Genomic DNA, 24,477 nt, shown 5'->3' with positions numbered 1-24,477 from the left:
CGCCCCTTCAGGGCTCGGTCTTTGGCTGCGGGTTGTGGGTGGCTGAGCGCGCAGTTCCCCGCGCCCCTAACTGCCCAGGGGCGCGGGGAACTGCGCGGCCAGCCCAGCACGGTCCGCAGCTCAACACCGTGGGCAGCCCAGCACGGTCCCTAGGCGGACACCCGGACCGTGGGTGGGCATCGGTCCGCGGGCGGACGCCGGCCCGGGGCGGGCGTCCGCCCAGGCGGGGGGCCGCGGTCGCCTCGGGGGACCCGGGGGTCCGGCCGCGTCCGGGGGGCAGGGGCCCATAGGTGGCCCCGGGACGGTTGCCCCCCCGCCGCCCCCGCGAGGCCCCCCCCGAGTTCCTGACTCGTCAGGGTGGGGGGCGGGGGGTGGACAGTAAGCTGGCACGGCCTGTCCTACTTCCCATGGACGCGAGAGAGAGCCGTGCATGGCTGAGAGCGACGGGATCTCCCGGTCCGGCGATGCCGGGCGGGAGGCCGAGGGCCGACCGCGCTCCTATGAGGCGTCCGAGGGCCGGTCGCGGTCCTACGAGCCGTCCGAGGGGGCCGTGGGGCTGCCCGCGGCGGCCCAGGACCTGCCGGGGCTGCTCGCCTCCCTCGGGGTCCAGCTCGAACGCCACACCGCCGAGGAGCTCGTCGTCCTGCTGCGCGCCGAGGTCGAGGAGCGCGAGGTGCGCGCGTACGCGGCCGGCTGGCGGGACGCGGCGGCCCAGTACCAGCGCGCCCTGGACGAGACCGCCTCGGCCGCCCGGGCCCGCTCCTTACGCAGGGCGGGGCGCCGCCAGGGGCAGGGCGAGGTCATCCCCCTGCGGCGCGAACCCCCGCCGCGGCCCGGCCCCGCCGCGCCGCCCGAACCGGACCCCGCGCAGCCCGGTCTCGTACGCAAGAGTCCGCGTTCCAAGGCGCCCACCATCCCCCCGCTGGGCCCGCCCCGGCGGGAGCGGGGCGGGGGCGGCGCCCGGCCGCCGGAGGAGGGGCCGGGGTGAGACGCGTCTCAGTGGGTCCGCGGGGTGTCCCGCGTGTGGGTATTTGTTTTGACCCAAGTCGATGAGGTAGGTACGCTCAGACCTTGTGCCTGGGGTGTGCCTGGGCTCCCCTGCGTGCCTACGTCCGCAGGACGAGCCAGATACGGCCACCGCAATCTGCGCTTTCTCCGTGCCCACGGCGAGAGCCCGCAGTATTCGACACACCCGACCGCGTGGGTCGGTGATGTTCCAGGTTAGTTTCACCAACGGCACACAGAAACCGGAGAAGTAGTGCCTACGATCCAGCAGCTGGTCCGGAAGGGCCGGCAGGACAAGGTCGAGAAGACGAAGACGCCCGCGCTTGAGGCTTCGCCCCAGCGTCGTGGTGTCTGCACGCGTGTGTTCACCACCACCCCGAAGAAGCCGAACTCGGCGCTGCGGAAGGTCGCGCGTGTGCGTCTGACCTCCGGCATCGAGGTCACCGCTTACATTCCGGGTGAGGGACACAACCTGCAGGAGCACTCGATCGTGCTCGTGCGTGGTGGCCGTGTGAAGGACCTGCCGGGTGTTCGTTACAAGATCATCCGCGGTGCGCTTGACACCCAGGCTGTCAAGAACCGCAAGCAGGCCCGCAGCCGCTACGGCGCCAAGAAGGAGAAGTAAGAATGCCTCGTAAGGGCCCCGCCCCGAAGCGCCCGGTCATCATCGACCCGGTCTACCAGTCTCCTCTTGTCACGTCGCTGATCAACAAGATCCTGCTGGACGGCAAGCGCTCCACCGCCGAGCGCATCGTCTACGGCGCCATGGAAGGCCTCCGCGAGAAGACGGGCAACGACCCGGTCATCACGCTGAAGCGCGCGCTGGAGAACGTCAAGCCGTCCCTCGAGGTCAAGTCCCGCCGTGTCGGTGGTGCCACCTACCAGGTTCCGGTCGAGGTCAAGCCGGGTCGTCAGTCGACCCTGGCCCTCCGTTGGCTCGTGGGTTACTCCCGCGCCCGCCGTGAGAAGACCATGACCGAGCGCCTGATGAACGAGCTTCTCGACGCTTCGAACGGCCTCGGTGCGGCCGTCAAGAAGCGTGAGGACACGCACAAGATGGCCGAGTCCAACAAGGCCTTCGCGCACTACCGCTGGTAGTCGCAACCCACATCGAGACCGAGAGAAGACTGAGCCTTATGGCCACCACTTCGCTTGACCTGGCCAAGGTCCGCAACATTGGGATCATGGCCCACATCGACGCGGGCAAGACGACCACCACTGAGCGGATCCTGTTCTACACCGGCGTTTCGTACAAGATCGGTGAGGTCCACGACGGCGCTGCCACGATGGACTGGATGGAGCAGGAGCAGGAGCGCGGCATCACCATCACGTCCGCCGCGACGACCTGCCACTGGCCGCTCGAGGACGTCGACCACACCATCAACATCATCGACACCCCGGGTCACGTGGACTTCACGGTCGAGGTGGAGCGTTCGCTCCGCGTCCTCGACGGTGCCGTCACCGTGTTCGACGGTGTCGCCGGTGTGGAGCCGCAGTCCGAGACGGTGTGGCGCCAGGCCGACCGTTACGGCGTGCCGCGCATCTGCTTCGTCAACAAGCTCGACCGCACCGGCGCCGAGTTCCACCGCTGTGTCGACATGATCGTGGACCGCCTCGGCGCGACCCCGATCGTCATGCAGCTCCCCATCGGCGCCGAGGCCGACTTCAAGGGCGTTGTGGACCTGGTCCGCATGAAGGCCCTGGTCTGGTCCGCGGAAGCGACCAAGGGCGAGATGTACGACGTCGTCGACATCCCGGCCACGCACACCGAGGCCGCCGAGGAGTGGCGCGGGAAGCTGGTCGAGACCGTCGCGGAGAACGACGAAGAGATCATGGAGCTCTTCCTCGAGGGTGTCGAGCCCACCGAGGAGCAGCTGTACGCCGCGGTCCGTCGTATCACCATCGCGTCCGGCAAGGGCGGGGACACCACGGTGACCCCCGTCTTCTGCGGCACCGCGTTCAAGAACAAGGGCGTCCAGCCCCTGCTCGACGCGGTCGTGCGCTACCTCCCCTCGCCCCTGGACGTCGAGGCCATCGAGGGCCACGACGTCAAGGACGCCGAGGTCGTCGTCAAGCGCAAGCCGTCGGACGACGAGCCGCTGTCGGCCCTCGCGTTCAAGATCGCGAGCGACCCGCACCTCGGCAAGCTCACCTTCATCCGGATCTACTCCGGTCGCCTGGAGGCCGGCACCTCGGTGCTGAACTCCGTCAAGGGCAAGAAGGAGCGCATCGGCAAGATCTACCGCATGCACGCGAACAAGCGTGAGGAGATCGACGCGGTGGGCGCCGGCGACATCGTCGCCGTCATGGGCCTGAAGCAGACCACCACCGGTGAGACGCTGTGCGACGAGAAGAACCCGGTGATCCTGGAGTCCATGGACTTCCCGGCGCCGGTCATCCAGGTCGCCATCGAGCCCAAGTCCAAGGGTGACCAGGAGAAGCTGGGTGTCGCCATCCAGCGTCTCGCGGAGGAGGACCCCTCCTTCCAGGTTCACTCGGACGAGGAGACCGGCCAGACCATCATCGGTGGTATGGGCGAGCTCCACCTCGACGTCCTCGTCGACCGTATGCGTCGCGAGTTCAAGGTCGAGGCGAACGTCGGCAAGCCGCAGGTCGCGTACCGCGAGACGATCCGCAAGACCGTCGAGCGTCACGACTACACCCACAAGAAGCAGACCGGTGGTACCGGTCAGTTCGCCAAGGTGCAGATCGCGATCGAGCCCATCGAGGGCGGCGAGGCGTCGTACGAGTTCGTGAACAAGGTCACCGGTGGCCGCATCCCCCGGGAGTACATCCCGTCGGTGGACGCGGGTGCGCAGGAAGCCATGCAGTTCGGCATCCTGGCCGGCTACGAGATGACTGGCGTCCGCGTCATCCTTCTCGACGGTGGCTACCACGAGGTCGACTCCTCCGAGCTCGCGTTCAAGATCGCCGGCTCGCAGGCCTTCAAGGAGGCCGCGCGCAAGGCGTCCCCGGTGCTCCTCGAGCCCATGATGTCCGTCGAGGTCACCACGCCCGAGGACTACATGGGTGAAGTCATCGGCGACATCAACTCCCGCCGTGGCCAGATCCAGGCCATGGAGGAGCGCAGCGGCGCTCGCGTCGTGAAGGGCCTCGTGCCCCTCTCGGAGATGTTCGGCTATGTCGGAGACCTCCGCAGCAAGACCTCGGGTCGCGCAAGCTACTCGATGCAGTTCGACTCCTACGCCGAGGTTCCGCGGAACGTCGCCGAGGAGATCATCGCGAAGGCCAAGGGCGAGTAACTCTTCGGAGTCCACCCGCTTTAGGCTTGTCACCGGTAGTCCGGCGGGGCATTCGCCGCAGTGCGAGAGTATTGCGGCGAATGCCCCCGGACCCGGCATCCCAGCAAAGATCACCTGGCGCCGATGAAGCAAGGCGTACAGAACCACTCCACAGGAGGACCCAGTGGCGAAGGCGAAGTTCGAGCGGACTAAGCCGCACGTCAACATCGGCACCATCGGTCACATCGACCACGGTAAGACGACCCTCACGGCCGCCATTACCAAGGTGCTGCATGACGCGTACCCGGACCTGAACGAGGCCTCGGCCTTCGACCAGATCGACAAGGCTCCCGAGGAGCGCCAGCGCGGTATCACCATCTCGATCGCGCACGTCGAGTACCAGACGGAGTCGCGTCACTACGCGCACGTCGACTGCCCGGGTCACGCCGACTACATCAAGAACATGATCACGGGTGCGGCGCAGATGGACGGCGCCATCCTCGTGGTCGCCGCCACCGACGGCCCGATGCCGCAGACCAAGGAGCACGTGCTCCTGGCCCGCCAGGTCGGCGTTCCGTACATCGTCGTCGCCCTGAACAAGGCCGACATGGTGGACGACGAGGAGATCCTGGAGCTCGTCGAGCTCGAGGTCCGTGAGCTCCTCTCCGAGTACGAGTTCCCGGGCGACGACCTGCCGGTCGTCAAGGTCTCGGCGCTCAAGGCCCTTGAGGGCGACGCCGAGTGGGGCCAGACCGTCCTCGACCTGATGAAGGCCGTCGACGAGTCCATCCCGCAGCCCGAGCGTGACGTCGACAAGCCGTTCCTGATGCCGATCGAGGACGTCTTCACGATCACCGGTCGTGGCACCGTCGTCACCGGTCGTATCGAGCGTGGTGTCCTCAAGGTCAACGAGACCGTCGACATCATCGGCATCAAGACCGAGAAGACCACCACCACGGTCACCGGCATCGAGATGTTCCGCAAGCTGCTCGACGAGGGCCAGGCCGGTGAGAACGTCGGTCTGCTCCTCCGTGGCATCAAGCGCGAGGACGTCGAGCGCGGCCAGGTCATCATCAAGCCGGGCTCGGTCACCCCGCACACGGAGTTCGAGGCGCAGGCGTACATCCTGTCGAAGGACGAGGGTGGCCGTCACACCCCGTTCTTCAACAACTACCGCCCGCAGTTCTACTTCCGTACCACGGACGTGACCGGCGTCGTGACCCTCCCCGAGGGCACCGAGATGGTCATGCCGGGCGACAACACCGCCATGACGGTCGCGCTGATCCAGCCGGTCGCCATGGAGGAGGGCCTCAAGTTCGCCATCCGTGAGGGTGGCCGGACCGTGGGCGCCGGCCAGGTCGTCAAGATCACGAAGTAATTCGTGTTCTGACCTGGTGAGCTCGCACAGCTCGCAGTAAGGAAAGGGCCCCGCACCGAGAGGTGCGGGGCCCTTTCTTTTGTCCGTACGCGGGTACGGGACGCACACCGCGGGCAGAGGGGTGCTTTGTCTGCGGGCCGGTGGGGGCTGGTCGCGCAGTTCCCCGCGCCCCTGAAGGGGCGCGCTCAGTCCGCCGCGCGCACCGGAGGCGGCGCGGCGGAGCCCAGCGCCCACATCCACGGTGCCCCGTCCACGCCCAGGCCCACGGCGACGGGGCCGCGCGCGGTGAGGTGCAGGGCCGGGGCGACGATCGGGACGACGCCCTGCGTACGGGTGCGCCGCTCGGCGCCGACCAGCGCCTGCACCCGTCCCTCGGTGTCCTTGCCGAGCACGACCAGGCCGTCCCCGGGGGAGTGGAGCGCGCTGACGGGCCCGTACCCGTCGAAGGAGAGCGCGGGTGCGCGGCCCGGACCGTCCACGCGTACCGAGACCAGCCCCGGAGCGGCGGGGGCGAGCCCCTTGCCCTTGGTCTTCCGGGGGTCGGTGAGGGTGCGGTGGAGGAGCTGTACGCCGCCGTCGGGCAGGGCCACGGCGGCGGGGGCGTCCACGGCGAGCGGCAGCAGAGGCCCGCCCTTCACGTATGCCAGGGGACGGCCGGGCGCGTCCTGCGTCCAGTGGTGGACGAAGTCGTAGCCGGGCGCGAAGACGTGCACGCGCCCGCCCGCGTCCACGGTCGCCCCCAGCCCGTCCTGCACGGTCTCGCCGCCGAGCCCGCGCCAGGGCCCCCAGGACCCGTCCGCCTCCCGCACCCGGGTGCTGACGCCCTTGTCGGCGTTGCGGACGAACAGGTGGACGCGGCCGTCCGGGGCGGTGACGGCGACGGGGGAGCCGATGCGGCGGCCCCGGTCACCGCCGGCCTCCGGGTTGCCGAGCCCCCGCCAGGCGCGGAAGGCGCCACCGGGCGCGGCCTGCTCCAGGAACACGATCTCGCGGGTGTTGGCGCCGGCCCGCCCGGCCATCGTGGCGAACCGCAGCCCGAAGAGCAGCTGCCGCCCGTCCCGAAGCGCGGTCCCGCCGAGCACGGGCGCGAGCGGTCCGCCGCCGAGGTCGTCGGCCGGGCCGAACCGCCCGCTGCCGGGCGCGGTCTCCCGCCACCGCACGGCGCGCAGCCCCAGCACCCCGTAGGCGGCGAGCCGCCCGTCGGGTTCGTCGCCGACGACCGGGCGGGGCCCTGGGTAGCGGTAGTGGGTGGAGCGCACCCACCCCTTCCAGTTGGTCAGCGGCCGGTTGCCGCCGACGTTGTAGTCCCCGCAGCCGCCGGGGTTGCCGCACCGCCAGTCGGGAGCGCCGCCGTAGGGCCGCAGGTGGGCGGCCTTCTCGGCGAGGACGGCGGGCGGCAGGTTCTTGGGCCAGTGCCGGTTGTAGTACGCGCGGTAGGCGGTGACCGCGAACCCCGGGACCGCCCCGCCCCGCCGGGTGGCCCGGTCGACGTACCGCACCATCCCCGCCCAGGCGAAGGAGGCGGCGGCGGTGTGGTCGGCGTGGTCGGCGTACCCCGGCTGCTCGCTGTCGTGCTGGCGCGCCTTCTCGGTGCTGTGCTGGATGTCGGGGTCGGGGTCGAGGGTCTGGACGAGCGTGGGGGCGTACGCGTCCAGCAGCCCGGCGATCGCCTCGACGAGCCCGTCGTACGTGTACGGGGCGGCGGCCGTCAGGGGCGAGCCCTCGGCGATGACGACGGGCAGCGAGAGCGAGCGGTCCGCCCAGAGGCTGGGCAGCCCCATCCGGCCGCCGCGCAGGGTGTGCATGGCGGTGTTCACGAACACGAGCTCGACGTGGCGCCCGCGGTGGGTGAGCGCGCACACCTCGGCGCGGTGCCCGCCGCCCAGCTCCCGTACGGACCGCTCCCACGGCGTGAAGAGCGGCAGCCCGAGGAGCGAGGCGTAGGCCTGCCGGAGCCCCTGGTGGCGGGCGGAGGAGTAGGCGGCCTTGTCGTGGCCCCGGTCGGCGGGGTCGCTGACGACCCGGTTGTCCCCGTTGGCCTCGCCCCCGGTGAGATACACGCTGACGACCCGGGCGCCGCCGTCGAGCGCGTGCTGGGTGTCGGGGTTCATGAAGTACAGGTCGTCGTCGGGGTGCGCCACGATCTGCATGACCACGGCCCGCCGCCCGCTGGAGACGGGCTGGCCGGGGGCGGGGGTGGGGGCGTCGTGGGGGTGCCGGTGGCTGTCGGGCACGGAACACGCCCCCACGAGCCCCGCGGCCCCGACGACGGCTCCCCCGAGCACGGCCCGCCTACTGCCCCGCCACCCCTCCCACGCGCCCCGCACACGCACTCCCCGTTCCCGTCCATTTCTTCCGGTCTTCGGTCGCCGGATTAGACGGGGGGAAGGGGGGTGGGGTTGCTCGGGCGGAATGCGCATACGGGAGTGGCGTAAACGAACGGGAATTGTTCACCGGAATTCCCCTCGCCCGCAATTCCGCATTCACCGTGCGAGCCGTGTTCTCCGATGAGGTCCCGCTCGCGGGAGCCAGCGTCCCAACGGGACCTGGGGGAAAGGTTGTTGGACGCACCGGCGTTCGCCCGGACGCGTACGCCAGCTCGATCGACTGGGCGCGGGGCGGGGCCGAGGATTTCCGTGGCGTACGTCGCCGGCTCCAGGGGTTCCGCGCGGCGCGGTGTCCCGGCAGGCGGTCGGCGGGTTCTGCGGCGACGATCCGGCGGCGGCGGTGCCGACGCGGAATCCCGGCGCCTGCGCGGGAGGACAACGGGTGCCCCCGCGCGCCGGGCGCGCCGCCCCGTCCGTGCTTACCGCCATGTGACGTGGGGTACGATCCTCGGCTCGATTCGCCAGCGCCCCGCCGTGTGTGGCAGACTGTCGGGGTTGCTCGGTTGAGTGCCGATGCTGCGCGCCTCCCGCCGGGAGGACCGGAAGCGAGTCCCACAGTACTCGTCGCCTTATCTGTCGCCTGCGGCAGCGCTGGGGCGGACGTACGGGAATCTTCCGGGAAGTGTCAGCGGGGCTCCAGCCAGGCGCCCGGTGGGTGTTCTGCCCCCGTTCGCGAGGTCCACGGCCCGCATCCCCTTGGTTGGGAAATCCCGTATGGGATTTCTGCGTAGAGGGAGTGCGACACGCCCGACCGCGTGGGTCGGAGGCGGAGGCCATCAGAACCCCCGGGTTCCAGAGCGTTACGAGACAAAGGACTACTAGGTAGCCATGGCGGGACAGAAGATCCGCATCCGGCTCAAGGCCTACGACCACGAGGTCATCGACTCCTCGGCGAAGAAGATCGTCGAGACGGTGACGCGCACTGGTGCGTCGGTCGCGGGCCCGGTGCCGCTGCCCACTGAGAAGAACGTGTACTGCGTCATCAAGTCGCCGCACAAGTACAAGGACTCTCGCGAGCACTTCGAGATGCGCACGCACAAGCGCCTCATCGACATCCTCGACCCCACGCCGAAGACGGTTGACTCGCTGATGCGCCTCGACCTCCCGGCCGGTGTCGACATCGAGATCAAGCTCTGAAGGGACGGGCCGAGATGAGCAAGAACATCAAGGGCGTCCTGGGCGAGAAGCTCGGCATGACGCAGGTGTGGGACGAGAACAACCGCGTTGTTCCGGTCACCGTCGTCAAGGCCGGACCGTGCGTCGTGACGCAGGTTCGCACCAACGACGTCGACGGCTACGAGTCGGTCCAGATCGCCTTCGGCGAGATCGACCCGCGCAAGGTGAACAAGCCCCTCAAGGGCCACTTCGCCAAGGCCGACGTGACCCCGCGCCGCCACCTGGTGGAGCTCCGCACCCCTGACGCCAGCGAGTACACGCTGGGCCAGGAGATCACTGCCGAGGTGTTCGAGTCCGGCGTCAAGGTCGACGTCACGGGCAAGAGCAAGGGCAAGGGCTTCGCCGGTGTCATGAAGCGTCACAACTTCAAGGGCCTGGGCGCCGGTCACGGTACCCAGCGCAAGCACCGCTCGCCCGGTTCCATCGGTGGCTGCGCCACCCCTGGCCGTGTGTTCAAGGGCCTCCGCATGGCGGGTCGCATGGGCAACGAGCGTGTGACCACCCAGAACCTGACCGTCCACGCCGTTGACGCCGAGAAGGGTCTGCTGCTCATCAAGGGCGCCGTCCCCGGCCCCAACGGTGGCCTCGTCCTGGTCCGCACCGCGGCCAAGGGGGTTTGAGGAACCGATGAGCACCATTGACATCCTTTCGCCGGCGGGCGACAAGGCCGGGACCGTCGAGCTCCCCGCGGAGATCTTCGACGCCAAGACCAGCGTTCCGCTGATCCACCAGGTCGTCGTCGCTCAGCTCGCGGCTGCCCGCCAGGGCACGCACAAGACCAAGACCCGCGGTGAAGTCCGTGGTGGTGGCAAGAAGCCTTACCGCCAGAAGGGCACCGGCCGCGCCCGTCAGGGTTCGACCCGCGCGCCGCAGTTCGCCGGCGGTGGCGTCGTCCACGGCCCGCAGCCGCGTGACTACTCGCAGCGCACCCCGAAGAAGATGAAGGCCGCCGCCCTGCGCGGTGCCCTCTCGGACCGGGCGCGCCACAGCCGTATCCACGTCGTCACCGGCGTGGTCGACGGTGCGGTTTCCACCAAGGCCGCCAAGACGCTGTTCGGCAAGATCTCGGAGCGCAAGAACCTGCTCCTGGTCGTCGACCGCGCCGACGAGGCCGCGTGGCTGTCCGCCCGCAACCTGCCCCAGGTGCACATCCTGGAGCCGGGCCAGCTGAACACGTACGACGTGATCGTCTCCGACGACGTGGTCTTCACCCAGGCCGCCTTCGAGTCCTTCGTGTCTGGCCCCCAGACCGCTGAGACCGAAGGGAGCGACGCCTGATGTCGGCGACCGTTACCAGCAAGACCTTCACGGACCCGCGCGACCTGCTGATCAAGCCGGTCGTCTCCGAGAAGAGCTACGCGCTGCTGGACGAGAACAAGTACACGTTCATCGTCGCGCCCGGCGCCAACAAGACCCAGATCAAGCAGGCCGTCGAGGCGGTCTTCTCGGTCAAGGTCACCGGGGTCAACACGATCAACCGTCAGGGTAAGCGCAAGCGCACCAAGACCGGTTTCGGCAAGCGCGCCGACACGAAGCGCGCCATCGTGACCCTCGCTGAGGGCGACCGTATCGACATCTTCGGCCAGGCCTCCTAACGGAGCGCCCTGGTCCGAATATCGGACGAGGACTGAGAAATGGGTATCCGCAAGTACAAGCCGACGACTCCGGGCCGTCGTGGCTCCAGCGTCGCCGACTTTGTCGAGATCACGCGGTCCACGCCGGAGAAGTCGCTGGTCCGCCCCCTGCACAGCAAGGGCGGCCGTAACAACACCGGTCGTGTGACCGTCCGCCACCAGGGCGGTGGCCACAAGCGCGCCTACCGAGTGATCGACTTCCGTCGTCACGACAAGGACGGCGTTCCGGCGAAGGTCGCTCACATCGAGTACGACCCCAACCGCACCGCGCGCATCGCGCTCCTGCACTACGCGGACGGCGAGAAGCGCTACATCATCGCCCCCCGTGGCCTGAGCCAGGGCGACCGTGTCGAGAACGGCCCGGCCGCCGACATCAAGCCCGGTAACAACCTGGCGCTGCGCAACATCCCGGTCGGTACGACCATCCACGCCATCGAGCTGCGGCCCGGCGGCGGCGCGAAGTTCGCCCGTTCCGCGGGTGCCTCCGTGCAGCTGCTGGCGAAGGAGGGCACGATGGCCCACCTTCGTATGCCGTCCGGCGAGATCCGTCTGGTCGACGTCCGCTGCCGCGCCACGATCGGCGAGGTCGGCAACGCCGAGCAGTCGAACATCAACTGGGGCAAGGCCGGCCGTATGCGCTGGAAGGGCGTTCGCCCGACCGTCCGCGGTGTCGCGATGAACCCGGTTGACCACCCGCACGGTGGTGGTGAGGGCAAGACCTCCGGTGGTCGCCACCCGGTCTCGCCGTGGGGTCAGAAGGAGGGTCGTACTCGCTCGCCGAAGAAGGCATCGAGCAAGTACATCGTCCGCCGCCGCAAGACGAACAAGAAGCGCTAGGAGCGGGTTTAGATGCCGCGCAGTCTCAAGAAGGGGCCCTTCGTCGACGGACACCTCATCAAGAAGGTGGACGTACAGAACGAGGCAGGCACCAAGAACGTCATCAAGACCTGGTCCCGTCGCTCGATGATCATCCCCAGCATGCTGGGCCACACGATCGCGGTGCACAACGGCAAGACCCACGTCCCGGTGTTCGTCACCGAGTCGATGGTCGGCCACAAGCTCGGTGAGTTCTCGCCGACTCGCACCTTCCGCGGCCACGTCAAGGACGACCGGAAGTCGAAGCGCCGCTAACGCGGGGTGGAACGACTATGACTTACACCGAAGGGACAACCATGGAAGCCAGGGCCCAGGCGCGGTACATCCGCGTCACGCCCATGAAGGCCCGCCGAGTGGTGGACCTCATCCGTGGCATGGATGCCACGGAGGCTCAGGCGGTCCTGCGTTTCGCCCCGCAGGCCGCGAGCGTGCCGGTTGGCAAGGTGCTGGACAGCGCCATTGCCAACGCTGCACACAACTACGACCACACCGACGCCTCTTCGCTGGTCATCAGCGAGGCGTACGTGGACGAGGGCCCGACCCTGAAGCGGTTCCGTCCGCGTGCTCAGGGCCGTGCCTACCGGATCCGTAAGCGGACCAGCCACATCACCGTGGTCGTCAGCAGCAAGGAAGGAACCCGGTAATGGGCCAGAAGGTAAACCCGCACGGGTTCCGGCTCGGCATTACCACGGACTTCAAGTCCCGGTGGTACGCCGACAAGCTGTACAAGGACTACGTCAAGGAAGACGTCGCCATCCGTCGGATGATGACGTCCGGCATGGAGCGCGCCGGCATCTCGAAGGTGGAGATCGAGCGCACCCGTGACCGCGTGCGTGTGGACATCCACACCGCTCGTCCGGGCATCGTCATCGGCCGCCGTGGCGCCGAGGCCGACCGCATCCGCGGCGACCTCGAGAAGCTCACGGGCAAGCAGGTCCAGCTGAACATCCTCGAGGTCAAGAACCCCGAGATGGACGCTCAGCTGGTCGCGCAGGCCGTCGCCGAGCAGCTCTCCTCCCGCGTCTCCTTCCGTCGTGCCATGCGCAAGAGCATGCAGGGCACCATGAAGGCCGGCGCCAAGGGCATCAAGATCCAGTGTGGTGGCCGTCTCGGCGGCGCCGAGATGTCCCGCTCGGAGTTCTACCGCGAGGGCCGTGTGCCCCTGCACACGCTCCGCGCGAACGTGGACTACGGCTTCTTCGAGGCCAAGACGACCTTCGGCCGCATCGGCGTGAAGGTCTGGATCTACAAGGGCGATGTCAAGAACATCGCCGAGGTCCGCGCCGAGAACGCAGCGGCCCGTGCGGGTAACCGCCCGGCCCGTGGTGGCGCCAACGACCGTCCGGCCGGTGGCCGCGGTGGTCGTGGCGGCGAGCGTGGCGGTCGCGGCCGCAAGCCGCAGCAGGCTGCGCCGGCTGCCGAGGCCCCCAAGGCCGAGGCTCCCGCCGCCGCCGCTCCGGCTGAGAGCACCGGAACGGAGGCCTGACCGACATGCTGATCCCCCGTAGGGTCAAGCACCGCAAGCAGCACCACCCCAAGCGCCGCGGTATGGCCAAGGGTGGTACGACGGTTGCGTTCGGCGAGTACGGCATTCAGGCCCTCACGCCGGCGTACGTGACCAACCGCCAGATCGAGGCGGCTCGTATCGCGATGACCCGCCACATCAAGCGTGGCGGCAAGGTCTGGATCAACATCTACCCGGACCGCCCGCTCACGAAGAAGCCCGCCGAGACCCGCATGGGTTCCGGTAAGGGTTCCCCCGAGTGGTGGGTCGCGAACGTTCACCCGGGCCGGGTGATGTTCGAGCTGTCCTACCCGAACGAGAAGATTGCTCGTGAGGCGCTCACCCGCGCTGCTCACAAGCTTCCGATGAAGTGCCGGATCGTTCGGCGCGAGGCAGGTGAGTCGTGATGTCGGCCGGTACCAAGGCGTCCGAGCTGCGCGAACTGGGCAACGAGGAGCTTGTTGCCAAGCTCAGCGAGGCCAAGGAAGAGCTGTTCAACCTCCGCTTCCAGGCGGCGACCGGCCAGCTCGAGAACCACGGCCGGCTCAAGTCCGTCCGTAAGGACATCGCCCGGATCTACACCCTGATGCGCGAGCGCGAGCTGGGCATCGAGACGGTGGAGAGCGCCTGATGAGCGAGAAGAATGTGACTGAGACGACTGAAGCGCGCGGTTTCCGCAAGACCCGTGAGGGTCTGGTCGTCAGCGACAAGATGGACAAGACCGTCGTCGTCGCTGTCGAGGACCGCGTGAAGCACGCGCTGTACGGCAAGGTCATCCGCCGTACGAACAAGCTCAAGGCGCACGACGAGCAGAACGCTGCCGGCGTCGGCGACCGCGTCCTCATCATGGAGACGCGTCCGCTGTCGGCGACCAAGCGCTGGCGCATCGTCGAGATCCTCGAGAAGGCCAAGTAATTTCCTGAGCTCTCGCTCAGGAACAGTTCCGCCAGGCTCGGCCGGGGCTTGAGAGATCAGGCCCCGGCCGGGAACCGGCAGACGATCAGGAGATAGACGTGATCCAGCAGGAGTCGCGACTGCGTGTCGCCGACAACACTGGTGCCAAGGAGATCCTTTGCATCCGTGTTCTCGGTGGCTCCGGTCGCCGCTACGCGGGCATCGGTGACGTCATTGTCGCCACCGTCAAGGACGCGATCCCCGGTGGCAACGTGAAGAAGGGCGACGTCGTCAAGGCTGTCGTCGTGCGCACCGTCAAGGAGCGTCGTCGTCAGGACGGCTCGTACATCCGCTTCGACGAGAACGCGGCCGTCATCCTCAAGAACGATGGCGACCCCCGCGGCACCCGCATCTTCGGCCCGGTGGGCCGGGAGCTGCGCGAGAAGAAGTTCATGAAGATCATCTCGCTCGCGCCGGAGGTGCTGTAAGCATGAAGATCAAGAAGGGCGACCTGGTTCAGGTCATCACCGGTAAGGACAAGGGCAAGCAGGGCAAGGTCATCGCGGCCTTCCCCCGCGAGGACCGCGTCCTGGTCGAGGGTGTCAACCGGGTCAAGAAGCACACGAAGGCCGGCCAGACCGCTCGCGGTTCGCAGACCGGCGGCATCGTGACCACCGAGGCCCCGATCCACGTGAGCAACGTTCAGCTCGTCGTGGAGAAGGACGGCAACAAGGTCGTCACGCGTGTCGGTTACCGCTTCGACGACGAGGGCAACAAGGTTCGCGTTGCCAAGCGGACGGGTGAGGACATCTGATGGCTACCACCACCACTCCGCGTCTCAAGACGAAGTACCGCGAGGAGATCGCGGGCAAGCTGCGTGAGGAGTTCTCGTACGAGAACGTCATGCAGATCCCCGGCCTCGTCAAGGTCGTCGTCAACATGGGTGTGGGCGACGCCGCCCGCGACTCCAAGCTGATCGACGGCGCCATCCGCGACCTGACCACGATCACCGGCCAGAAGCCGGCCGTGACGAAGGCCCGGAAGTCCATCGCGCAGTTCAAGCTGCGCGAGGGTCAGCCGATCGGCTGCCACGTCACCCTCCGCGGTGACCGCATGTGGGAGTTCCTGGACCGTACGCTGTCGCTCGCGCTGCCGCGTATCCGTGACTTCCGCGGTCTGTCGCCGAAGCAGTTCGACGGCCGTGGCAACTACACCTTCGGTCTCACGGAGCAGGTCATGTTCCACGAGATCGACCAGGACAAGATCGACCGTACCCGGGGTATGGACATCACCGTGGTCACCACGGCGACCAACGACGACGAGGGCCGTGCCCTCCTTCGTCACCTCGGCTTCCCCTTCAAGGAGGCGTAAGCGAGATGGCGAAGAAGGCTCTCATCGCGAAGGCTGCCCGCAAGCCCAAGTTCGGTGTGCGTGGGTACACCCGCTGCCAGCGCTGCGGTCGCCCCCACTCCGTGTACCGCAAGTTCGGCCTGTGCCGCGTCTGCCTTCGTGAGATGGCTCACCGTGGCGAGCTGCCGGGCGTGACCAAGAGCTCCTGGTAAACCCCGTTTTTCGGGTTTTTCCGGAGTCTCTCGGTAAGTAAAGGGTGGGCGGAGGCCCCTCCCTCCATGGCTTAGGCTAGGAGGGTTGGGCGTCCGCCGCCCAGACGACTTACTACGCCGTAGGTCCCCGCACCGCACCCGTCCCGCCCATGAGTGGGGAGAGGGATGGCGCATACAGGAAACCCCGGCGAGAGAGGCCGAAGGCCAATTCATGACCATGACTGACCCCATCGCAGACATGCTCACTCGTCTGCGTAACGCTAACTCGGCGTACCACGACACCGTCGTGATGCCGCACAGCAAGATCAAGTCGCACATCGCGGAGATCCTCCAGCAGGAGGGCTTCATCACCGGCTGGAAGGTCGAGGACGCCGAGGTCGGCAAGAACCTCGTCCTCGAGCTGAAGTTCGGCCCGAACCGCGAGCGCTCGATCGCCGGCATCAAGCGGATCTCGAAGCCGGGTCTGCGTGTGTACGCGAAGTCCACCAACCTGCCGAAGGTCCTCGGCGGCCTGGGCGTGGCGATCATCTCCACGTCCCACGGTCTCCTGACCGGTCAGCAGGCAGGCAAGAAGGGCGTGGGTGGGGAAGTCCTCGCCTACGTCTGGTAGTCGGGAACGGAGGAAAAGCTAATGTCGCGAATCGGCAAGCTCCCCATCCAGGTTCCCGCTGGTGTGGACGTCACCATCGACGGCCGTACGGTCAACGTGAAGGGCCCCAAGGGCACCCTCACGCACACCGTTGCCGCGCCGATCGAGATTGTTAAGGGCGAGGACGGCGTTCTCAACGTCACCCGTCCCAACGACGAGCGTCAGAACAAGGCCCTGCACGGCCTGTCCCGCACGCTGGTGGCGAACATGATCACCGGCGTGACCCAGGGATACACCAAGGCGCTCGAGATCAGCGGTGTCGGTTACCGCGTCCAGGCGAAGGGCTCCAACCTGGAGTTCGCGCTCGGATACAGCCACCCGATCACCATCGAGGCCCCCGAAGGCATCACCTTCAAGGTCGAGACGCCCACGAAGTTCTCGGTCGAGGGCATCGACAAGCAGAAGGTCGGCGAGGTCGCGGCGAACATCCGCAAGCTGCGGAAGCCCGACCCGTACAAGGCCAAGGGCGTCAAGTACGCCGGCGAGGTCATCCGCCGCAAGGTCGGAAAGGCTGGTAAGTAAGCCATGGCATACGGTGTGAAGATCGCCAAGGGCGACGCTTACAAGCGTGCGGCCAAGGCGCGCCGCCACGTCCGCATCCGCAAGCACGTGTCGGGTACGGCGGAGCGTCCGCGCCTCGTCGTGACGCGTTCCAACCGCGGCATCACCGCTCAGGTCATCGACGACATCAAGGGTCACACCCTGGCGTCGGCGTCGAACCTGGACGCGTCGATCCGCGGCAGCGAGGGCGACAAGTCCGCGCAGGCCAAGTCGGTCGGCGCCCTGGTCGCCGAGCGCGCCAAGGCCGCCGGTGTCGAGGCCGTCGTGTTCGACCGTGGTGGCAACAGGTACGCCGGGCGCATTGCCGCTCTGGCTGACGCCGCCCGCGAAGCCGGGCTGAAGTTCTAAGCCCCGGTTCCGGGACTAACGGACGTAACAGAGAGAGGTAAATCCAATGGCTGGACCCCAGCGCCGCGGAAGCGGTGCCGGTGGCGGCGAGCGGCGGGACCGGAAGGGTCGCGACGGTGGCGCTGCCGCCGAGAAGACCGCCTACGTTGAGCGCGTTGTCGCGATCAACCGCGTTGCCAAGGTTGTCAAGGGTGGTCGCCGCTTCAGCTTCACCGCGCTGGTCGTGGTGGGCGACGGTGACGGCACCGTAGGTGTCGGTTACGGCAAGGCCAAGGAAGTTCCCGCGGCCATCGCCAAGGGTGTCGAGGAAGCCAAGAAGAACTTCTTCAAGGTTCCCCGCATCCAGGGCACCATCCCGCACCCCATCCAGGGTGAGAAGGCCGCGGGCGTCGTCCTGCTGAAGCCTGCTTCCCCCGGTACCGGTGTTATCGCCGGTGGCCCGGTGCGCGCCGTCCTGGAGTGCGCCGGCGTTCACGACATCCTGTCGAAGTCGCTCGGCTCCGACAACGCGATCAACATCGTGCACGCGACCGTGGCGGCCCTCAAGGGCCTGCAGCGTCCCGAGGAGATCGCGGCCCGCCGCGGTCTGCCCCTCGAGGACGTCGCCCCCGCGGCTCTGCTTCGTGCGCGTGCCGGGGCGGGTGCGTAATGGCCCGCCTCAAGATCACGCAGACGAAGTCGTACATCGGCAGCAAGCAGAACCACCGCGACACCCTGCGTTCGCTCGGGCTCAAGCGCCTGAACGACGTGGTTGTCAAGGAGGACCGTCCCGAGTTCCGCGGCATGGTGCACACCGTCCGCCACCTCGTGACGGTTGAGGAGGTCGACTGACATGGCGGAGAACAAGCCGCTCAAGGCCCACGACCTCCGTCCCGCCCCGGGCGCCAAGACCGCCAAGACCCGTGTGGGTCGTGGTGAGGCGTCGAAGGGTAAGACGGCCGGCCGTGGTACCAAGGGTACGAAGGCCCGTTACCAGGTTCCGGAGCGCTTCGAGGGTGGCCAGATGCCCCTCCACATGCGTCTTCCGAAGCTGAAGGGCTTCAAGAACCCGTTCCGCACCGAGTACCAGGTCGTGAACCTGGACAAGCTCGGCGCCCTCTACCCCGAGGGTGGCGAAGTCACCGTTGCCGACCTGGTCGCCAAGGGTGCCGTGCGCAAGAACAGCCTCGTCAAGGTCCTGGGCCAGGGCGAGATCTCCGTGGCGCTGCAGGTGACGGTCGACGCCGTCTCCGGCTCCGCCAAGGAGAAGATTGCCGCCGCCGGCGGCACCGTCACCGAGCTCGTCTGAGACAGCTCGTTGGCCTGAACATCCGACCGGGGATGCCCTCTCATATGGGGCATCCCCGGTTGGTCGTTCCTAGGGGGGCAGGGTCGCCGGTAAGGTGGCGTGCACTGTCTAAGTTTCCGTGCGGTATGCCGTCCGGTTCCTCTGACTCATTCGTATTCGTCGATCCTCAAGACCGTCACCTCTTGCGCACCTGGCGCGGGGGTCGCAGGAGGCACCGTGCTCACCGCGTTCGCCCAGGCGTTCAAGACGCCTGACCTGCGCAAGAAGCTGCTCTTCACGCTCGGCATCATCGTGCTCTACCGGATGGGGACGCACGTCCCGATCCCGGGTGTGAGCTACAAGAACGTTCAGATCTGTGTCGACCAGGCCCAGCAGGGCAACAGCCTCTTCGGCCTGGTGAACATGTTCAGCGGCGGCGCGCTGCTGCAGATCACGATCTTCGCGCTGGGCATCATGCCGTACATCACGGCGAGCATCATCCTGCAGCTGCTGACCGTGGTGATCCCGCGTCTGGAGGCCCTCAAGAAGGAGGGCCAGGCCGGCACGGCCAAGATCACGCAGTACACGCGTTACCTGACGGTCGCCCTGGCGATCCTCCAGGGCACCGGCCTGGTGGCCACCGCCCGCTCGGGTGCGCTGTTCAGCGGCTGCCAGGTCGCCAGCGAGATCGTGCCCAACCGGTCGATCTTCACCACCATCACGATGGTCATCACCATGACCGCGGGCACCGCCGCCGTCATGTGGCTCGGTGAGCTCATCACCGACCGCGGCATCGGCAACGGCATGTCGATCCTGATGTTCATCTCGATCGCCTCCAGCTTCCCCACCTCGCTGTGGGCCATCAAGAAGCAGGGGCACCTGGCCCAGGGCTGGATCGAGTTCGGCACCGTCATCCTGGTCGGCCTGGTCATGGTCGCCCTGGTGGTCTTCGTCGAGCAGGCCCAGCGCCGTATCCCGGTGCAGTACGCGAAGCGCATGATCGGCCGCCGTTCCTACGGCGGTACCTCGACCTACATCCCGCTGAAGGTCAACCAGGCGGGTGTGATTCCCGTCATCTTCGCGTCCTCGCTGCTCTACATCCCCGCATTGGTCGTACAGTTCTCGAACTCGACCTCGGGCTGGGCCACCTGGATCAAGGACAACTTCGTCAAGGGCGACCACCCGTACTACATCATCAGCTACTTCCTCCTGATCGTGTTCTTCGCCTTCTTCTATGTGGCGATCTCGTTCAACCCCGAGGAAGTCGCCGACAACATGAAGAAGTATGGTGGCTTCATCCCGGGCATCCGGGCTGGTCGACCTACTGCTGAGTACCTGAGCTACGTGCTCAACCGGATCACCTGGCCGGGGTCGCTGTATCTGGGACTGATCGCGCTCGTACCGACGATGGCGTTGGTGATCTTCGGGGCCAACCAGAGCTTCCCGCTGGGCGGGACAAGCATCCTCATCATCGTGGGTGTGGGTCTGGAGACCGTGAAGCAGATCGAGAGCCAGCTCCAGCAGCGCAATTACGAAGGGTTCCTCCGCTGATGCGAATCGTCCTCGTCGGGCCGCCCGGTGCCGGCAAGGGAACGCAGGCCGCGTTCCTCGCCAAGAACCTCGGGATCCCGCACATCTCCACGGGCGACCTCTTCCGTGCCAACATCAGCCAGGGCACGGACCTGGGCAAGCAGGCCAAGGCGTACATGGACGCGGGCAACCTGGTGCCCGACGAGGTCACCATCGGGATGGCCAAGGACCGCATGGCTCAGCCGGACGCGCAGAGCGGTTTCCTGCTCGACGGCTTCCCGCGCAACGTGGTCCAGGCCGAGGCCCTCGACGAGGCGCTGAAGACGGACGGCGTGCGGCTCGACGCCGTCCTGGACCTCGAAGTGCCCGAGGACGAGGTCGTGAAGCGGATCGCCGGCCGGCGCATCTGCCGCACCGACTCCGCGCACGTCTTCCACGTCGCCTACAACGCGCCGAAGACCGAGGGTGTCTGCGACATCTGCGGCGGCGAGCTGTACCAGCGCGGTGACGACACCGAGGCCACGGTCCGCAAGCGCCTGGAGGTCTACCACACCGAGACCGAGCCGATCATCGACTTCTACCGGGCCCAGGGCCTGGTCGTGACGATCTCGGCGCTCGGCAAGGTCGACGAGGTCACGGAGCGCGCGATGCACGCTCTGAAGGCCGAGAAGACGGCCTGACACCTCATCCGTACGCGGTTCGCGGCCGCGGTGCCCCTTGCGGGGGCGCCGCGGCCGCTGCCGTGTGCGGGTCCGGCGGGCCGTATCGTTGACGTACCCCCGTATCCGTACTCAGAAAGGCGTCAGCCGCCATGGTGGAGATCAAGACCCCCGAGCAGATCGCGAAGATGCGCGAGGCGGGGCTGGTCGTCGCCGCCATCCACGCGGCGACCCGCGAGGCCGCAGTGCCCGGCGCCACGACGAGGGACCTGGACGAGGTCGCCCGCAAGGTGATCGCCGAGCACGGCGCCAAGTCGAACTTCCTGGGGTACGGCGGCTTCCCCGCCACCATCTGCACCTCGGTCAACGAGGTCGTCGTCCACGGCATCCCGGACGAGAAGACCGTCCTGAAGGACGGCGACGTCATCTCCATCGACGCGGGCGCGATCGTCGACGGCTGGCACGGGGACGCGGCCTTCACCGCCTTCGTGGGCTCCGGCCACGCTCCGGAGCTGATCGAGCTCTCCCGGGTCACCGAGGAGTCGATGTGGGCCGGGATCGCGGCGGTGAAGAAGGGCAACCGCCTGGTGGACGTCTCCCGGGCGATCGAGAGCTACATCCGCCGCCAGCCGCGCCCGCCGAAGGGCAAGTACGGGATCATCGAGGAGTACGGCGGCCACGGCATCGGCTCCGAGATGCACATGGACCCCCACCTGCTGAACTACGTGGACAAGCGCCGCCTCCTCGGCCGCCACAACCCGAAGCTGGTCCCCGGCTTCTGCCTGGCCATCGAGCCGATGGTGTCGCTCGGCACCCCGCGCACGGAGGTCCTGGAGGACGACTGGACGGTCATCACCACGGACGGCACCTGGTCCTCGCACTGGGAGCACTCGGTGGCCCTGACCGAGGCCGGCCCGATCGTCCTGACCTCCCCGGACTGCGGCAAGGCAAAGCTGGCCGAGTACGGCGTGACGACGGCGCCGGACCCGCTGGGCTGAGGCCGCGGGGGCGTCGGTCCGGCGCGTCCCGGGTTGTCCGCTTAACGATCTACGCTAGAGGGCAAACTTCCCTGATTCGTCTTTTCGGGTGCCCTGACGTAGACTGATGCGTCGGCTCTCGTGTATCAGTGTGTCCGCACACGATCGCGGGAGTCGATCAAGGTAGCCGATTCGAAAGGCGAAGCGTGGCCAAGAAGCAAGGTGCCATCGAAATCGAGGGCACCGTGATCGAGTCCCTCCCGAACGCCATGTTCAAGGTGGAGCTCCAGAACGGTCACAAAGTCCTCGCGCACATCAGCGGCAAGATGCGGATGCACTACATCCGCATCCTCCCCGATGACAGGGTCGTGGTGGAGCTCTCTCCGTACGACCTGACGCGTGGCCGGATCGTCTACCGGTACAAGTAGATCTCACGACCCGGAGAACCTGAATCCCATGAAGGTCAAGCCGAGCGTCAAGAAGATCTGCGACAAGTGCAAGGTGATCCGCCGTCACGGCCGGGTCATGGTCATCTGCGACAACCTGCGCCACAAGCAGCGCCAGGGCTGACGCACGCCGACCGACCTGCACTTACGCAGTTCTTCGCGCGACGCACGAAAACGTACATACGCAGAGCCCGCCCAGCCCACACAGGGTCGGCGACACCTCCGGCGGGGGCCGGGGACCCGATCCGTACCTAGTACGGCGGTCGGGAACGGTTCTGCGGAAGACCCCCGAACACACAGGAGCCATTGAATGGCACGCGTTTCCGGTGTTGACATCCCGCGCGAAAAGCGCGTGGAGATCGCACTCACCTACGTCTTCGGTATCGGGCGCACCCGGTCCAAGGAGATCCTCGCCTCCACCGGCGTGAACCCGAACACCCGCGTTCGTGACCTGGCCGAAGAGGACCTGGTCAAGATCCGCGAGTACGTGGACGCCAACCTCCGTACCGAGGGTGACCTCCGCCGCGAGATCCAGGCCGACATCCGCCGCAAGGTCGAGATCGGTTGCTACCAGGGTCTGCGTCACCGTCGTGGCCTTCCGGTCCACGGCCAGCGCACCAGCACGAACGCCCGTACCCGCAAGGGCCCGCGTCGCGCGATCGCCGGCAAGAAGAAGCCGGGCAAGAAGTAGTCCTCAGCCGGACGCTTACTCAGCGGTCTTCGCTGTAGGACCGACCACCTCCCGTAGGAGTTATAGATGCCCCCCAAGGGTCGTCAGGGCGCTGCCAAGAAGGTGCGCCGCAAGGAAAAGAAGAACGTCGCTCACGGCCACGCGCACATCAAGAGCACGTTCAACAACACCATCGTCTCGATCACGGACCCCGCGGGCAACGTGATCTCCTGGGCGTCCGCCGGCCACGTCGGCTTCAAGGGCTCCCGCAAGTCGACTCCGTTCGCCGCGCAGATGGCCGCCGAGTCGGCCGCCCGCCGCGCGCAGGAGCACGGCATGCGCAAGGTCGACGTCTTCGTCAAGGGTCCCGGCTCCGGCCGTGAGACCGCGATCCGCTCCCTCCAGGCCACCGGCCTCGAGGTCGGCTCGATCCAGGACGTCACCCCGACGCCGCACAACGGCTGCCGTCCGCCCAAGCGCCGCCGCGTCTGACGCACGGTCGCCGGACTGCCGGCAGGGCTTGAGGTTTCGGGCGGCAGAACCCCTCTCCGGGGGGCTGCCGCCCGTACCCTTGCAGTACGCAGTACCCCGAGGGCGTCAAATAGTGGGCGCCCACGACTGAAGGAACACACATGCTTATCGCTCAGCGTCCTTCGCTGACCGAAGAGGTCGTCGACGAGTACCGCTCCCGGTTCGTGATCGAGCCGCTGGAGCCGGGCTTCGGCTACACCCTCGGCAACTCGCTCCGCCGTACCCTCCTCTCCTCGATCCCGGGCGCCGCTGTCACCAGCATCCGGATCGACGGCGTTCTGCACGAGTTCACCACCGTGCCGGGCGTCAAGGAGGACGTGACCGACCTCATCCTCAACATCAAGCAGCTGGTCGTCTCCTCGGAGCACGACGAGCCGGTCGTGATGTACCTGCGCAAGCAGGGCCCGGGCCTGGTCACCGCCGCCGACATCGCGCCCCCGGCCGGTGTCGAGGTGCACAACCCGGACCTCGTCCTCGCCACGCTCAACGGCAAGGGCAAGCTGGAGATGGAGCTGACCGTCGAGCGCGGTCGCGGCTACGTCTCCGCCGTGCAGAACAAGCAGCTGGGCCAGGAGATCGGCCGTATCCCGGTCGACTCCATCTACTCCCCGGTGCTCAAGGTCACGTACAAGGTCGAGGCGACCCGTGTCGAGCAGCGCACCGACTTCGACAAGCTGATCGTCGACGTCGAGACCAAGCAGGCCATGCGTCCGCGTGACGCCATGGCGTCGGCCGGCAAGACCCTGGTCGAGCTGTTCGGTCTGGCGCGCGAGCTCAACATCGACGCCGAGGGCATCGACATGGGCCCGTCCCCGACGGACGCCGCCCTGGCCGCCGACCTCGCCCTGCCGATCGAGGAGCTGGAGCTCACCGTTCGGTCGTACAACTGCCTCAAGCGCGAGGGCATCCACTCCGTGGGTGAGCTCGTCGCCCGCTCCGAGGCCGACCTGCTCGACATCCGCAACTTCGGTGCGAAGTCGATCGACGAGGTCAAGGCGAAGCTGGCCGGCATGGGCCTGGCCCTCAAGGACAGCCCGCCCGGATTCGACCCGACCGCCGCCGCCGACGCCTTCGGCGCCGACGACGACGCGGACGCGGGCTTCGTGGAGACCGAGCAGTACTAAGCGCTCCGCGGGGAGGCCGTACTGCTTCCGCGGACCGGCTGTGGCTGGTCGCGCCCA

General features: G+C 67.6%; 35 protein-coding genes. 34 read left to right on the top strand and 1 reads right to left on the bottom strand.

The window, feature by feature from the left end; all coding sequences use genetic code 11:
* The first annotated feature begins 430 nt into the window (after window positions 1-430).
* The 5 genes from AC069K_RS27220 (at window position 431) to tuf (ending at window position 5,625) form a co-directional block, all read left to right on the top strand.
* The gene (locus AC069K_RS27220; RefSeq protein WP_478620729.1) at window positions 431-988 is read left to right on the top strand and encodes a hypothetical protein; all 558 of its coding nucleotides are present in this window, start codon (window positions 431-433) and stop codon (window positions 986-988) included.
* Window positions 989-1,258: 270 nt separating this feature from the next.
* Entirely contained in the window at window positions 1,259-1,630 is a 372-nt protein-coding gene (gene rpsL / locus AC069K_RS27215) for a 30S ribosomal protein S12 (RefSeq protein WP_007265893.1), read from the top strand.
* Window positions 1,631-1,632: 2 nt separating this feature from the next.
* A complete protein-coding gene (gene rpsG, locus AC069K_RS27210; protein ID WP_101389595.1) occupies window positions 1,633-2,103 on the top strand; it encodes a 30S ribosomal protein S7 in 471 nt (156 codons plus the stop codon).
* 38 nt (window positions 2,104-2,141) lie between these two features.
* On the top strand, window positions 2,142-4,268 hold the full coding sequence (gene fusA / locus AC069K_RS27205; protein WP_266982618.1) for an elongation factor G: 2,127 nt from the start codon (window positions 2,142-2,144) through the stop codon (window positions 4,266-4,268).
* A gap of 163 nt (window positions 4,269-4,431) precedes the next feature.
* On the top strand, window positions 4,432-5,625 hold the full coding sequence (gene tuf, locus AC069K_RS27200; RefSeq protein ID WP_101389597.1) for an elongation factor Tu: 1,194 nt from the start codon (window positions 4,432-4,434) through the stop codon (window positions 5,623-5,625).
* 185 nt (window positions 5,626-5,810) lie between these two features.
* On the opposite strand, the gene AC069K_RS27195 is transcribed toward tuf, so the two are convergent.
* Window positions 5,811-8,045 (bottom strand): PIG-L family deacetylase, encoded by a 2,235-nt coding sequence (locus AC069K_RS27195; protein ID WP_478620725.1) that lies wholly within the window; start codon window positions 8,043-8,045, stop codon window positions 5,811-5,813.
* A gap of 795 nt (window positions 8,046-8,840) precedes the next feature.
* On the opposite strand from AC069K_RS27195, the gene rpsJ reads away from it, so the two are divergent.
* The 29 genes from rpsJ to AC069K_RS27050 all read left to right on the top strand — a co-directional run bounded on the left by rpsJ (window position 8,841) and on the right by AC069K_RS27050 (window position 24,420).
* Window positions 8,841-9,149, top strand: coding sequence for a 30S ribosomal protein S10 (rpsJ, locus tag AC069K_RS27190; protein ID WP_003948644.1), 309 nt, complete (start codon window positions 8,841-8,843; stop codon window positions 9,147-9,149).
* Window positions 9,150-9,163: 14 nt separating this feature from the next.
* Window positions 9,164-9,808, top strand: a complete 645-nt coding sequence (rplC, locus tag AC069K_RS27185) for a 50S ribosomal protein L3 (RefSeq protein WP_067163147.1) — start codon at window positions 9,164-9,166, stop codon at window positions 9,806-9,808.
* Window positions 9,809-9,815: 7 nt separating this feature from the next.
* On the top strand, window positions 9,816-10,466 hold the full coding sequence (gene rplD, locus AC069K_RS27180) for a 50S ribosomal protein L4 (RefSeq protein WP_067163149.1): 651 nt from the start codon (window positions 9,816-9,818) through the stop codon (window positions 10,464-10,466).
* Window positions 10,463-10,783, top strand: a complete 321-nt coding sequence (gene rplW, locus AC069K_RS27175; protein ID WP_358835988.1) for a 50S ribosomal protein L23 — start codon at window positions 10,463-10,465, stop codon at window positions 10,781-10,783. The genes rplD and rplW overlap by 4 nt, the downstream gene beginning before the upstream one ends.
* Window positions 10,784-10,822: 39 nt before the next feature.
* On the top strand, window positions 10,823-11,659 hold the full coding sequence (rplB, locus tag AC069K_RS27170) for a 50S ribosomal protein L2 (RefSeq protein WP_344074965.1): 837 nt from the start codon (window positions 10,823-10,825) through the stop codon (window positions 11,657-11,659).
* Between the two features lie 12 nt (window positions 11,660-11,671).
* The gene (rpsS, locus tag AC069K_RS27165; protein WP_067163154.1) at window positions 11,672-11,953 is read left to right on the top strand and encodes a 30S ribosomal protein S19; all 282 of its coding nucleotides are present in this window, start codon (window positions 11,672-11,674) and stop codon (window positions 11,951-11,953) included.
* Window positions 11,954-11,994: 41 nt separating this feature from the next.
* A complete protein-coding gene (rplV, locus tag AC069K_RS27160; RefSeq protein WP_004571827.1) occupies window positions 11,995-12,342 on the top strand; it encodes a 50S ribosomal protein L22 in 348 nt (115 codons plus the stop codon).
* On the top strand, window positions 12,342-13,184 hold the full coding sequence (rpsC, locus tag AC069K_RS27155) for a 30S ribosomal protein S3 (protein WP_358835979.1): 843 nt from the start codon (window positions 12,342-12,344) through the stop codon (window positions 13,182-13,184). The genes rplV and rpsC overlap by 1 nt, the downstream gene beginning before the upstream one ends.
* Before the next feature lie 5 nt (window positions 13,185-13,189).
* Complete coding sequence (rplP, locus tag AC069K_RS27150) at window positions 13,190-13,609, top strand: 50S ribosomal protein L16 (RefSeq protein ID WP_358835980.1); 420 nt, start codon at window positions 13,190-13,192, stop codon at window positions 13,607-13,609.
* Complete coding sequence (gene rpmC / locus AC069K_RS27145; protein WP_067163159.1) at window positions 13,609-13,833, top strand: 50S ribosomal protein L29; 225 nt, start codon at window positions 13,609-13,611, stop codon at window positions 13,831-13,833. Before rplP ends, rpmC begins: the two co-directional genes overlap by 1 nt.
* On the top strand, window positions 13,833-14,117 hold the full coding sequence (rpsQ, locus tag AC069K_RS27140; RefSeq protein WP_358835981.1) for a 30S ribosomal protein S17: 285 nt from the start codon (window positions 13,833-13,835) through the stop codon (window positions 14,115-14,117). Before rpmC ends, rpsQ begins: the two co-directional genes overlap by 1 nt.
* 98 nt (window positions 14,118-14,215) lie before the next feature.
* The gene (gene rplN / locus AC069K_RS27135; protein WP_053727611.1) at window positions 14,216-14,584 is read left to right on the top strand and encodes a 50S ribosomal protein L14; all 369 of its coding nucleotides are present in this window, start codon (window positions 14,216-14,218) and stop codon (window positions 14,582-14,584) included.
* A 2-nt stretch (window positions 14,585-14,586) separates the two neighbouring features.
* Window positions 14,587-14,910, top strand: a complete 324-nt coding sequence (gene rplX / locus AC069K_RS27130; protein ID WP_067163164.1) for a 50S ribosomal protein L24 — start codon at window positions 14,587-14,589, stop codon at window positions 14,908-14,910.
* A complete protein-coding gene (gene rplE, locus AC069K_RS27125; RefSeq protein WP_358835982.1) occupies window positions 14,910-15,467 on the top strand; it encodes a 50S ribosomal protein L5 in 558 nt (185 codons plus the stop codon). Before rplX ends, rplE begins: the two co-directional genes overlap by 1 nt.
* A 5-nt stretch (window positions 15,468-15,472) precedes the next feature.
* Complete coding sequence (locus tag AC069K_RS27120) at window positions 15,473-15,658, top strand: type Z 30S ribosomal protein S14 (protein ID WP_003948630.1); 186 nt, start codon at window positions 15,473-15,475, stop codon at window positions 15,656-15,658.
* 211 nt (window positions 15,659-15,869) lie between these two features.
* The gene (rpsH, locus tag AC069K_RS27115; RefSeq protein WP_067163170.1) at window positions 15,870-16,268 is read left to right on the top strand and encodes a 30S ribosomal protein S8; all 399 of its coding nucleotides are present in this window, start codon (window positions 15,870-15,872) and stop codon (window positions 16,266-16,268) included.
* 21 nt (window positions 16,269-16,289) lie between these two features.
* A complete protein-coding gene (rplF, locus tag AC069K_RS27110) occupies window positions 16,290-16,829 on the top strand; it encodes a 50S ribosomal protein L6 (RefSeq protein ID WP_365105709.1) in 540 nt (179 codons plus the stop codon).
* Window positions 16,830-16,832: 3 nt separating this feature from the next.
* Window positions 16,833-17,216, top strand: a complete 384-nt coding sequence (gene rplR / locus AC069K_RS27105) for a 50S ribosomal protein L18 (protein WP_358835984.1) — start codon at window positions 16,833-16,835, stop codon at window positions 17,214-17,216.
* A 46-nt stretch (window positions 17,217-17,262) separates the two neighbouring features.
* On the top strand, window positions 17,263-17,865 hold the full coding sequence (gene rpsE / locus AC069K_RS27100; RefSeq protein WP_017239585.1) for a 30S ribosomal protein S5: 603 nt from the start codon (window positions 17,263-17,265) through the stop codon (window positions 17,863-17,865).
* Window positions 17,865-18,047 (top strand): 50S ribosomal protein L30, encoded by a 183-nt coding sequence (gene rpmD / locus AC069K_RS27095; protein WP_005313525.1) that lies wholly within the window; start codon window positions 17,865-17,867, stop codon window positions 18,045-18,047. The genes rpsE and rpmD overlap by 1 nt, the downstream gene beginning before the upstream one ends.
* A 1-nt stretch (window position 18,048) precedes the next feature.
* On the top strand, window positions 18,049-18,504 hold the full coding sequence (rplO, locus tag AC069K_RS27090) for a 50S ribosomal protein L15 (RefSeq protein ID WP_358835985.1): 456 nt from the start codon (window positions 18,049-18,051) through the stop codon (window positions 18,502-18,504).
* 216 nt (window positions 18,505-18,720) lie between these two features.
* On the top strand, window positions 18,721-20,034 hold the full coding sequence (gene secY, locus AC069K_RS27085) for a preprotein translocase subunit SecY (protein WP_101389608.1): 1,314 nt from the start codon (window positions 18,721-18,723) through the stop codon (window positions 20,032-20,034).
* Window positions 20,034-20,693: an adenylate kinase gene (locus tag AC069K_RS27080; RefSeq protein ID WP_365105704.1), complete on the top strand. Its 660-nt coding sequence runs from the start codon at window positions 20,034-20,036 to the stop codon at window positions 20,691-20,693. The genes secY and AC069K_RS27080 overlap by 1 nt, the downstream gene beginning before the upstream one ends.
* A 131-nt stretch (window positions 20,694-20,824) precedes the next feature.
* On the top strand, window positions 20,825-21,670 hold the full coding sequence (gene map / locus AC069K_RS27075; RefSeq protein ID WP_365105701.1) for a type I methionyl aminopeptidase: 846 nt from the start codon (window positions 20,825-20,827) through the stop codon (window positions 21,668-21,670).
* Between the two features lie 185 nt (window positions 21,671-21,855).
* Window positions 21,856-22,077 carry a translation initiation factor IF-1 gene (gene infA / locus AC069K_RS27070; protein WP_003956442.1) on the top strand — a complete coding sequence of 74 codons (222 nt, stop codon included), beginning with the start codon at window positions 21,856-21,858 and terminating at the stop codon, window positions 22,075-22,077.
* A gap of 28 nt (window positions 22,078-22,105) precedes the next feature.
* The gene (gene rpmJ, locus AC069K_RS27065) at window positions 22,106-22,219 is read left to right on the top strand and encodes a 50S ribosomal protein L36 (RefSeq protein WP_003956441.1); all 114 of its coding nucleotides are present in this window, start codon (window positions 22,106-22,108) and stop codon (window positions 22,217-22,219) included.
* Window positions 22,220-22,405: 186 nt separating this feature from the next.
* Window positions 22,406-22,786 (top strand): 30S ribosomal protein S13, encoded by a 381-nt coding sequence (gene rpsM, locus AC069K_RS27060; RefSeq protein ID WP_146481856.1) that lies wholly within the window; start codon window positions 22,406-22,408, stop codon window positions 22,784-22,786.
* Window positions 22,787-22,852: 66 nt separating this feature from the next.
* A complete protein-coding gene (gene rpsK, locus AC069K_RS27055; RefSeq protein ID WP_006376016.1) occupies window positions 22,853-23,257 on the top strand; it encodes a 30S ribosomal protein S11 in 405 nt (134 codons plus the stop codon).
* 140 nt (window positions 23,258-23,397) lie between these two features.
* Window positions 23,398-24,420 (top strand): DNA-directed RNA polymerase subunit alpha, encoded by a 1,023-nt coding sequence (locus AC069K_RS27050; RefSeq protein ID WP_010473911.1) that lies wholly within the window; start codon window positions 23,398-23,400, stop codon window positions 24,418-24,420.
* Window positions 24,421-24,477 lie beyond the last annotated feature (57 nt).

The organism is Streptomyces sp. NPDC043908 (assembly GCF_056435525.1).
The sequence above is the reverse complement of the archived record's forward strand: the minus strand, read 5'-3'. Positions and strand labels throughout refer to the sequence as shown.

Excerpts from the sequence above, each read along its gene's own strand:
- AC069K_RS27220 (WP_478620729.1), top strand. The coding sequence starts at position 431 with ATGGCTGAGAGCGACGGGATCTCCCGGTCCGGCGATGCCGGGCGGGAG.
- rpsG (WP_101389595.1), top strand. The coding sequence starts at position 1,633 with ATGCCTCGTAAGGGCCCCGCCCCGAAGCGCCCGGTCATCATCGACCCG.
- fusA (WP_266982618.1), top strand. The coding sequence starts at position 2,142 with ATGGCCACCACTTCGCTTGACCTGGCCAAGGTCCGCAACATTGGGATC.
- AC069K_RS27195 (WP_478620725.1), bottom strand. The coding sequence starts at position 8,045 with ATGCGCATTCCGCCCGAGCAACCCCACCCCCCTTCCCCCCGTCTAATC.
- rpsJ (WP_003948644.1), top strand. The coding sequence starts at position 8,841 with ATGGCGGGACAGAAGATCCGCATCCGGCTCAAGGCCTACGACCACGAG.
- rplC (WP_067163147.1), top strand. The coding sequence starts at position 9,164 with ATGAGCAAGAACATCAAGGGCGTCCTGGGCGAGAAGCTCGGCATGACG.
- rplD (WP_067163149.1), top strand. The coding sequence starts at position 9,816 with ATGAGCACCATTGACATCCTTTCGCCGGCGGGCGACAAGGCCGGGACC.
- rplB (WP_344074965.1), top strand. The coding sequence starts at position 10,823 with ATGGGTATCCGCAAGTACAAGCCGACGACTCCGGGCCGTCGTGGCTCC.
- rpsS (WP_067163154.1), top strand. The coding sequence starts at position 11,672 with ATGCCGCGCAGTCTCAAGAAGGGGCCCTTCGTCGACGGACACCTCATC.
- rplV (WP_004571827.1), top strand. The coding sequence starts at position 11,995 with ATGGAAGCCAGGGCCCAGGCGCGGTACATCCGCGTCACGCCCATGAAG.
- rpsC (WP_358835979.1), top strand. The coding sequence starts at position 12,342 with ATGGGCCAGAAGGTAAACCCGCACGGGTTCCGGCTCGGCATTACCACG.
- rplP (WP_358835980.1), top strand. The coding sequence starts at position 13,190 with ATGCTGATCCCCCGTAGGGTCAAGCACCGCAAGCAGCACCACCCCAAG.
- rpmC (WP_067163159.1), top strand. The coding sequence starts at position 13,609 with ATGTCGGCCGGTACCAAGGCGTCCGAGCTGCGCGAACTGGGCAACGAG.
- rpsQ (WP_358835981.1), top strand. The coding sequence starts at position 13,833 with ATGAGCGAGAAGAATGTGACTGAGACGACTGAAGCGCGCGGTTTCCGC.
- rplX (WP_067163164.1), top strand. The coding sequence starts at position 14,587 with ATGAAGATCAAGAAGGGCGACCTGGTTCAGGTCATCACCGGTAAGGAC.
- rplE (WP_358835982.1), top strand. The coding sequence starts at position 14,910 with ATGGCTACCACCACCACTCCGCGTCTCAAGACGAAGTACCGCGAGGAG.
- AC069K_RS27120 (WP_003948630.1), top strand. The coding sequence starts at position 15,473 with ATGGCGAAGAAGGCTCTCATCGCGAAGGCTGCCCGCAAGCCCAAGTTC.
- rpsH (WP_067163170.1), top strand. The coding sequence starts at position 15,870 with ATGACCATGACTGACCCCATCGCAGACATGCTCACTCGTCTGCGTAAC.
- rplF (WP_365105709.1), top strand. The coding sequence starts at position 16,290 with ATGTCGCGAATCGGCAAGCTCCCCATCCAGGTTCCCGCTGGTGTGGAC.
- rplR (WP_358835984.1), top strand. The coding sequence starts at position 16,833 with ATGGCATACGGTGTGAAGATCGCCAAGGGCGACGCTTACAAGCGTGCG.
- rpsE (WP_017239585.1), top strand. The coding sequence starts at position 17,263 with ATGGCTGGACCCCAGCGCCGCGGAAGCGGTGCCGGTGGCGGCGAGCGG.
- rpmD (WP_005313525.1), top strand. The coding sequence starts at position 17,865 with ATGGCCCGCCTCAAGATCACGCAGACGAAGTCGTACATCGGCAGCAAG.
- rplO (WP_358835985.1), top strand. The coding sequence starts at position 18,049 with ATGGCGGAGAACAAGCCGCTCAAGGCCCACGACCTCCGTCCCGCCCCG.
- AC069K_RS27080 (WP_365105704.1), top strand. The coding sequence starts at position 20,034 with ATGCGAATCGTCCTCGTCGGGCCGCCCGGTGCCGGCAAGGGAACGCAG.
- map (WP_365105701.1), top strand. The coding sequence starts at position 20,825 with ATGGTGGAGATCAAGACCCCCGAGCAGATCGCGAAGATGCGCGAGGCG.
- rpmJ (WP_003956441.1), top strand. The coding sequence starts at position 22,106 with ATGAAGGTCAAGCCGAGCGTCAAGAAGATCTGCGACAAGTGCAAGGTG.
- rpsM (WP_146481856.1), top strand. The coding sequence starts at position 22,406 with ATGGCACGCGTTTCCGGTGTTGACATCCCGCGCGAAAAGCGCGTGGAG.
- rpsK (WP_006376016.1), top strand. The coding sequence starts at position 22,853 with ATGCCCCCCAAGGGTCGTCAGGGCGCTGCCAAGAAGGTGCGCCGCAAG.
- AC069K_RS27050 (WP_010473911.1), top strand. The coding sequence starts at position 23,398 with ATGCTTATCGCTCAGCGTCCTTCGCTGACCGAAGAGGTCGTCGACGAG.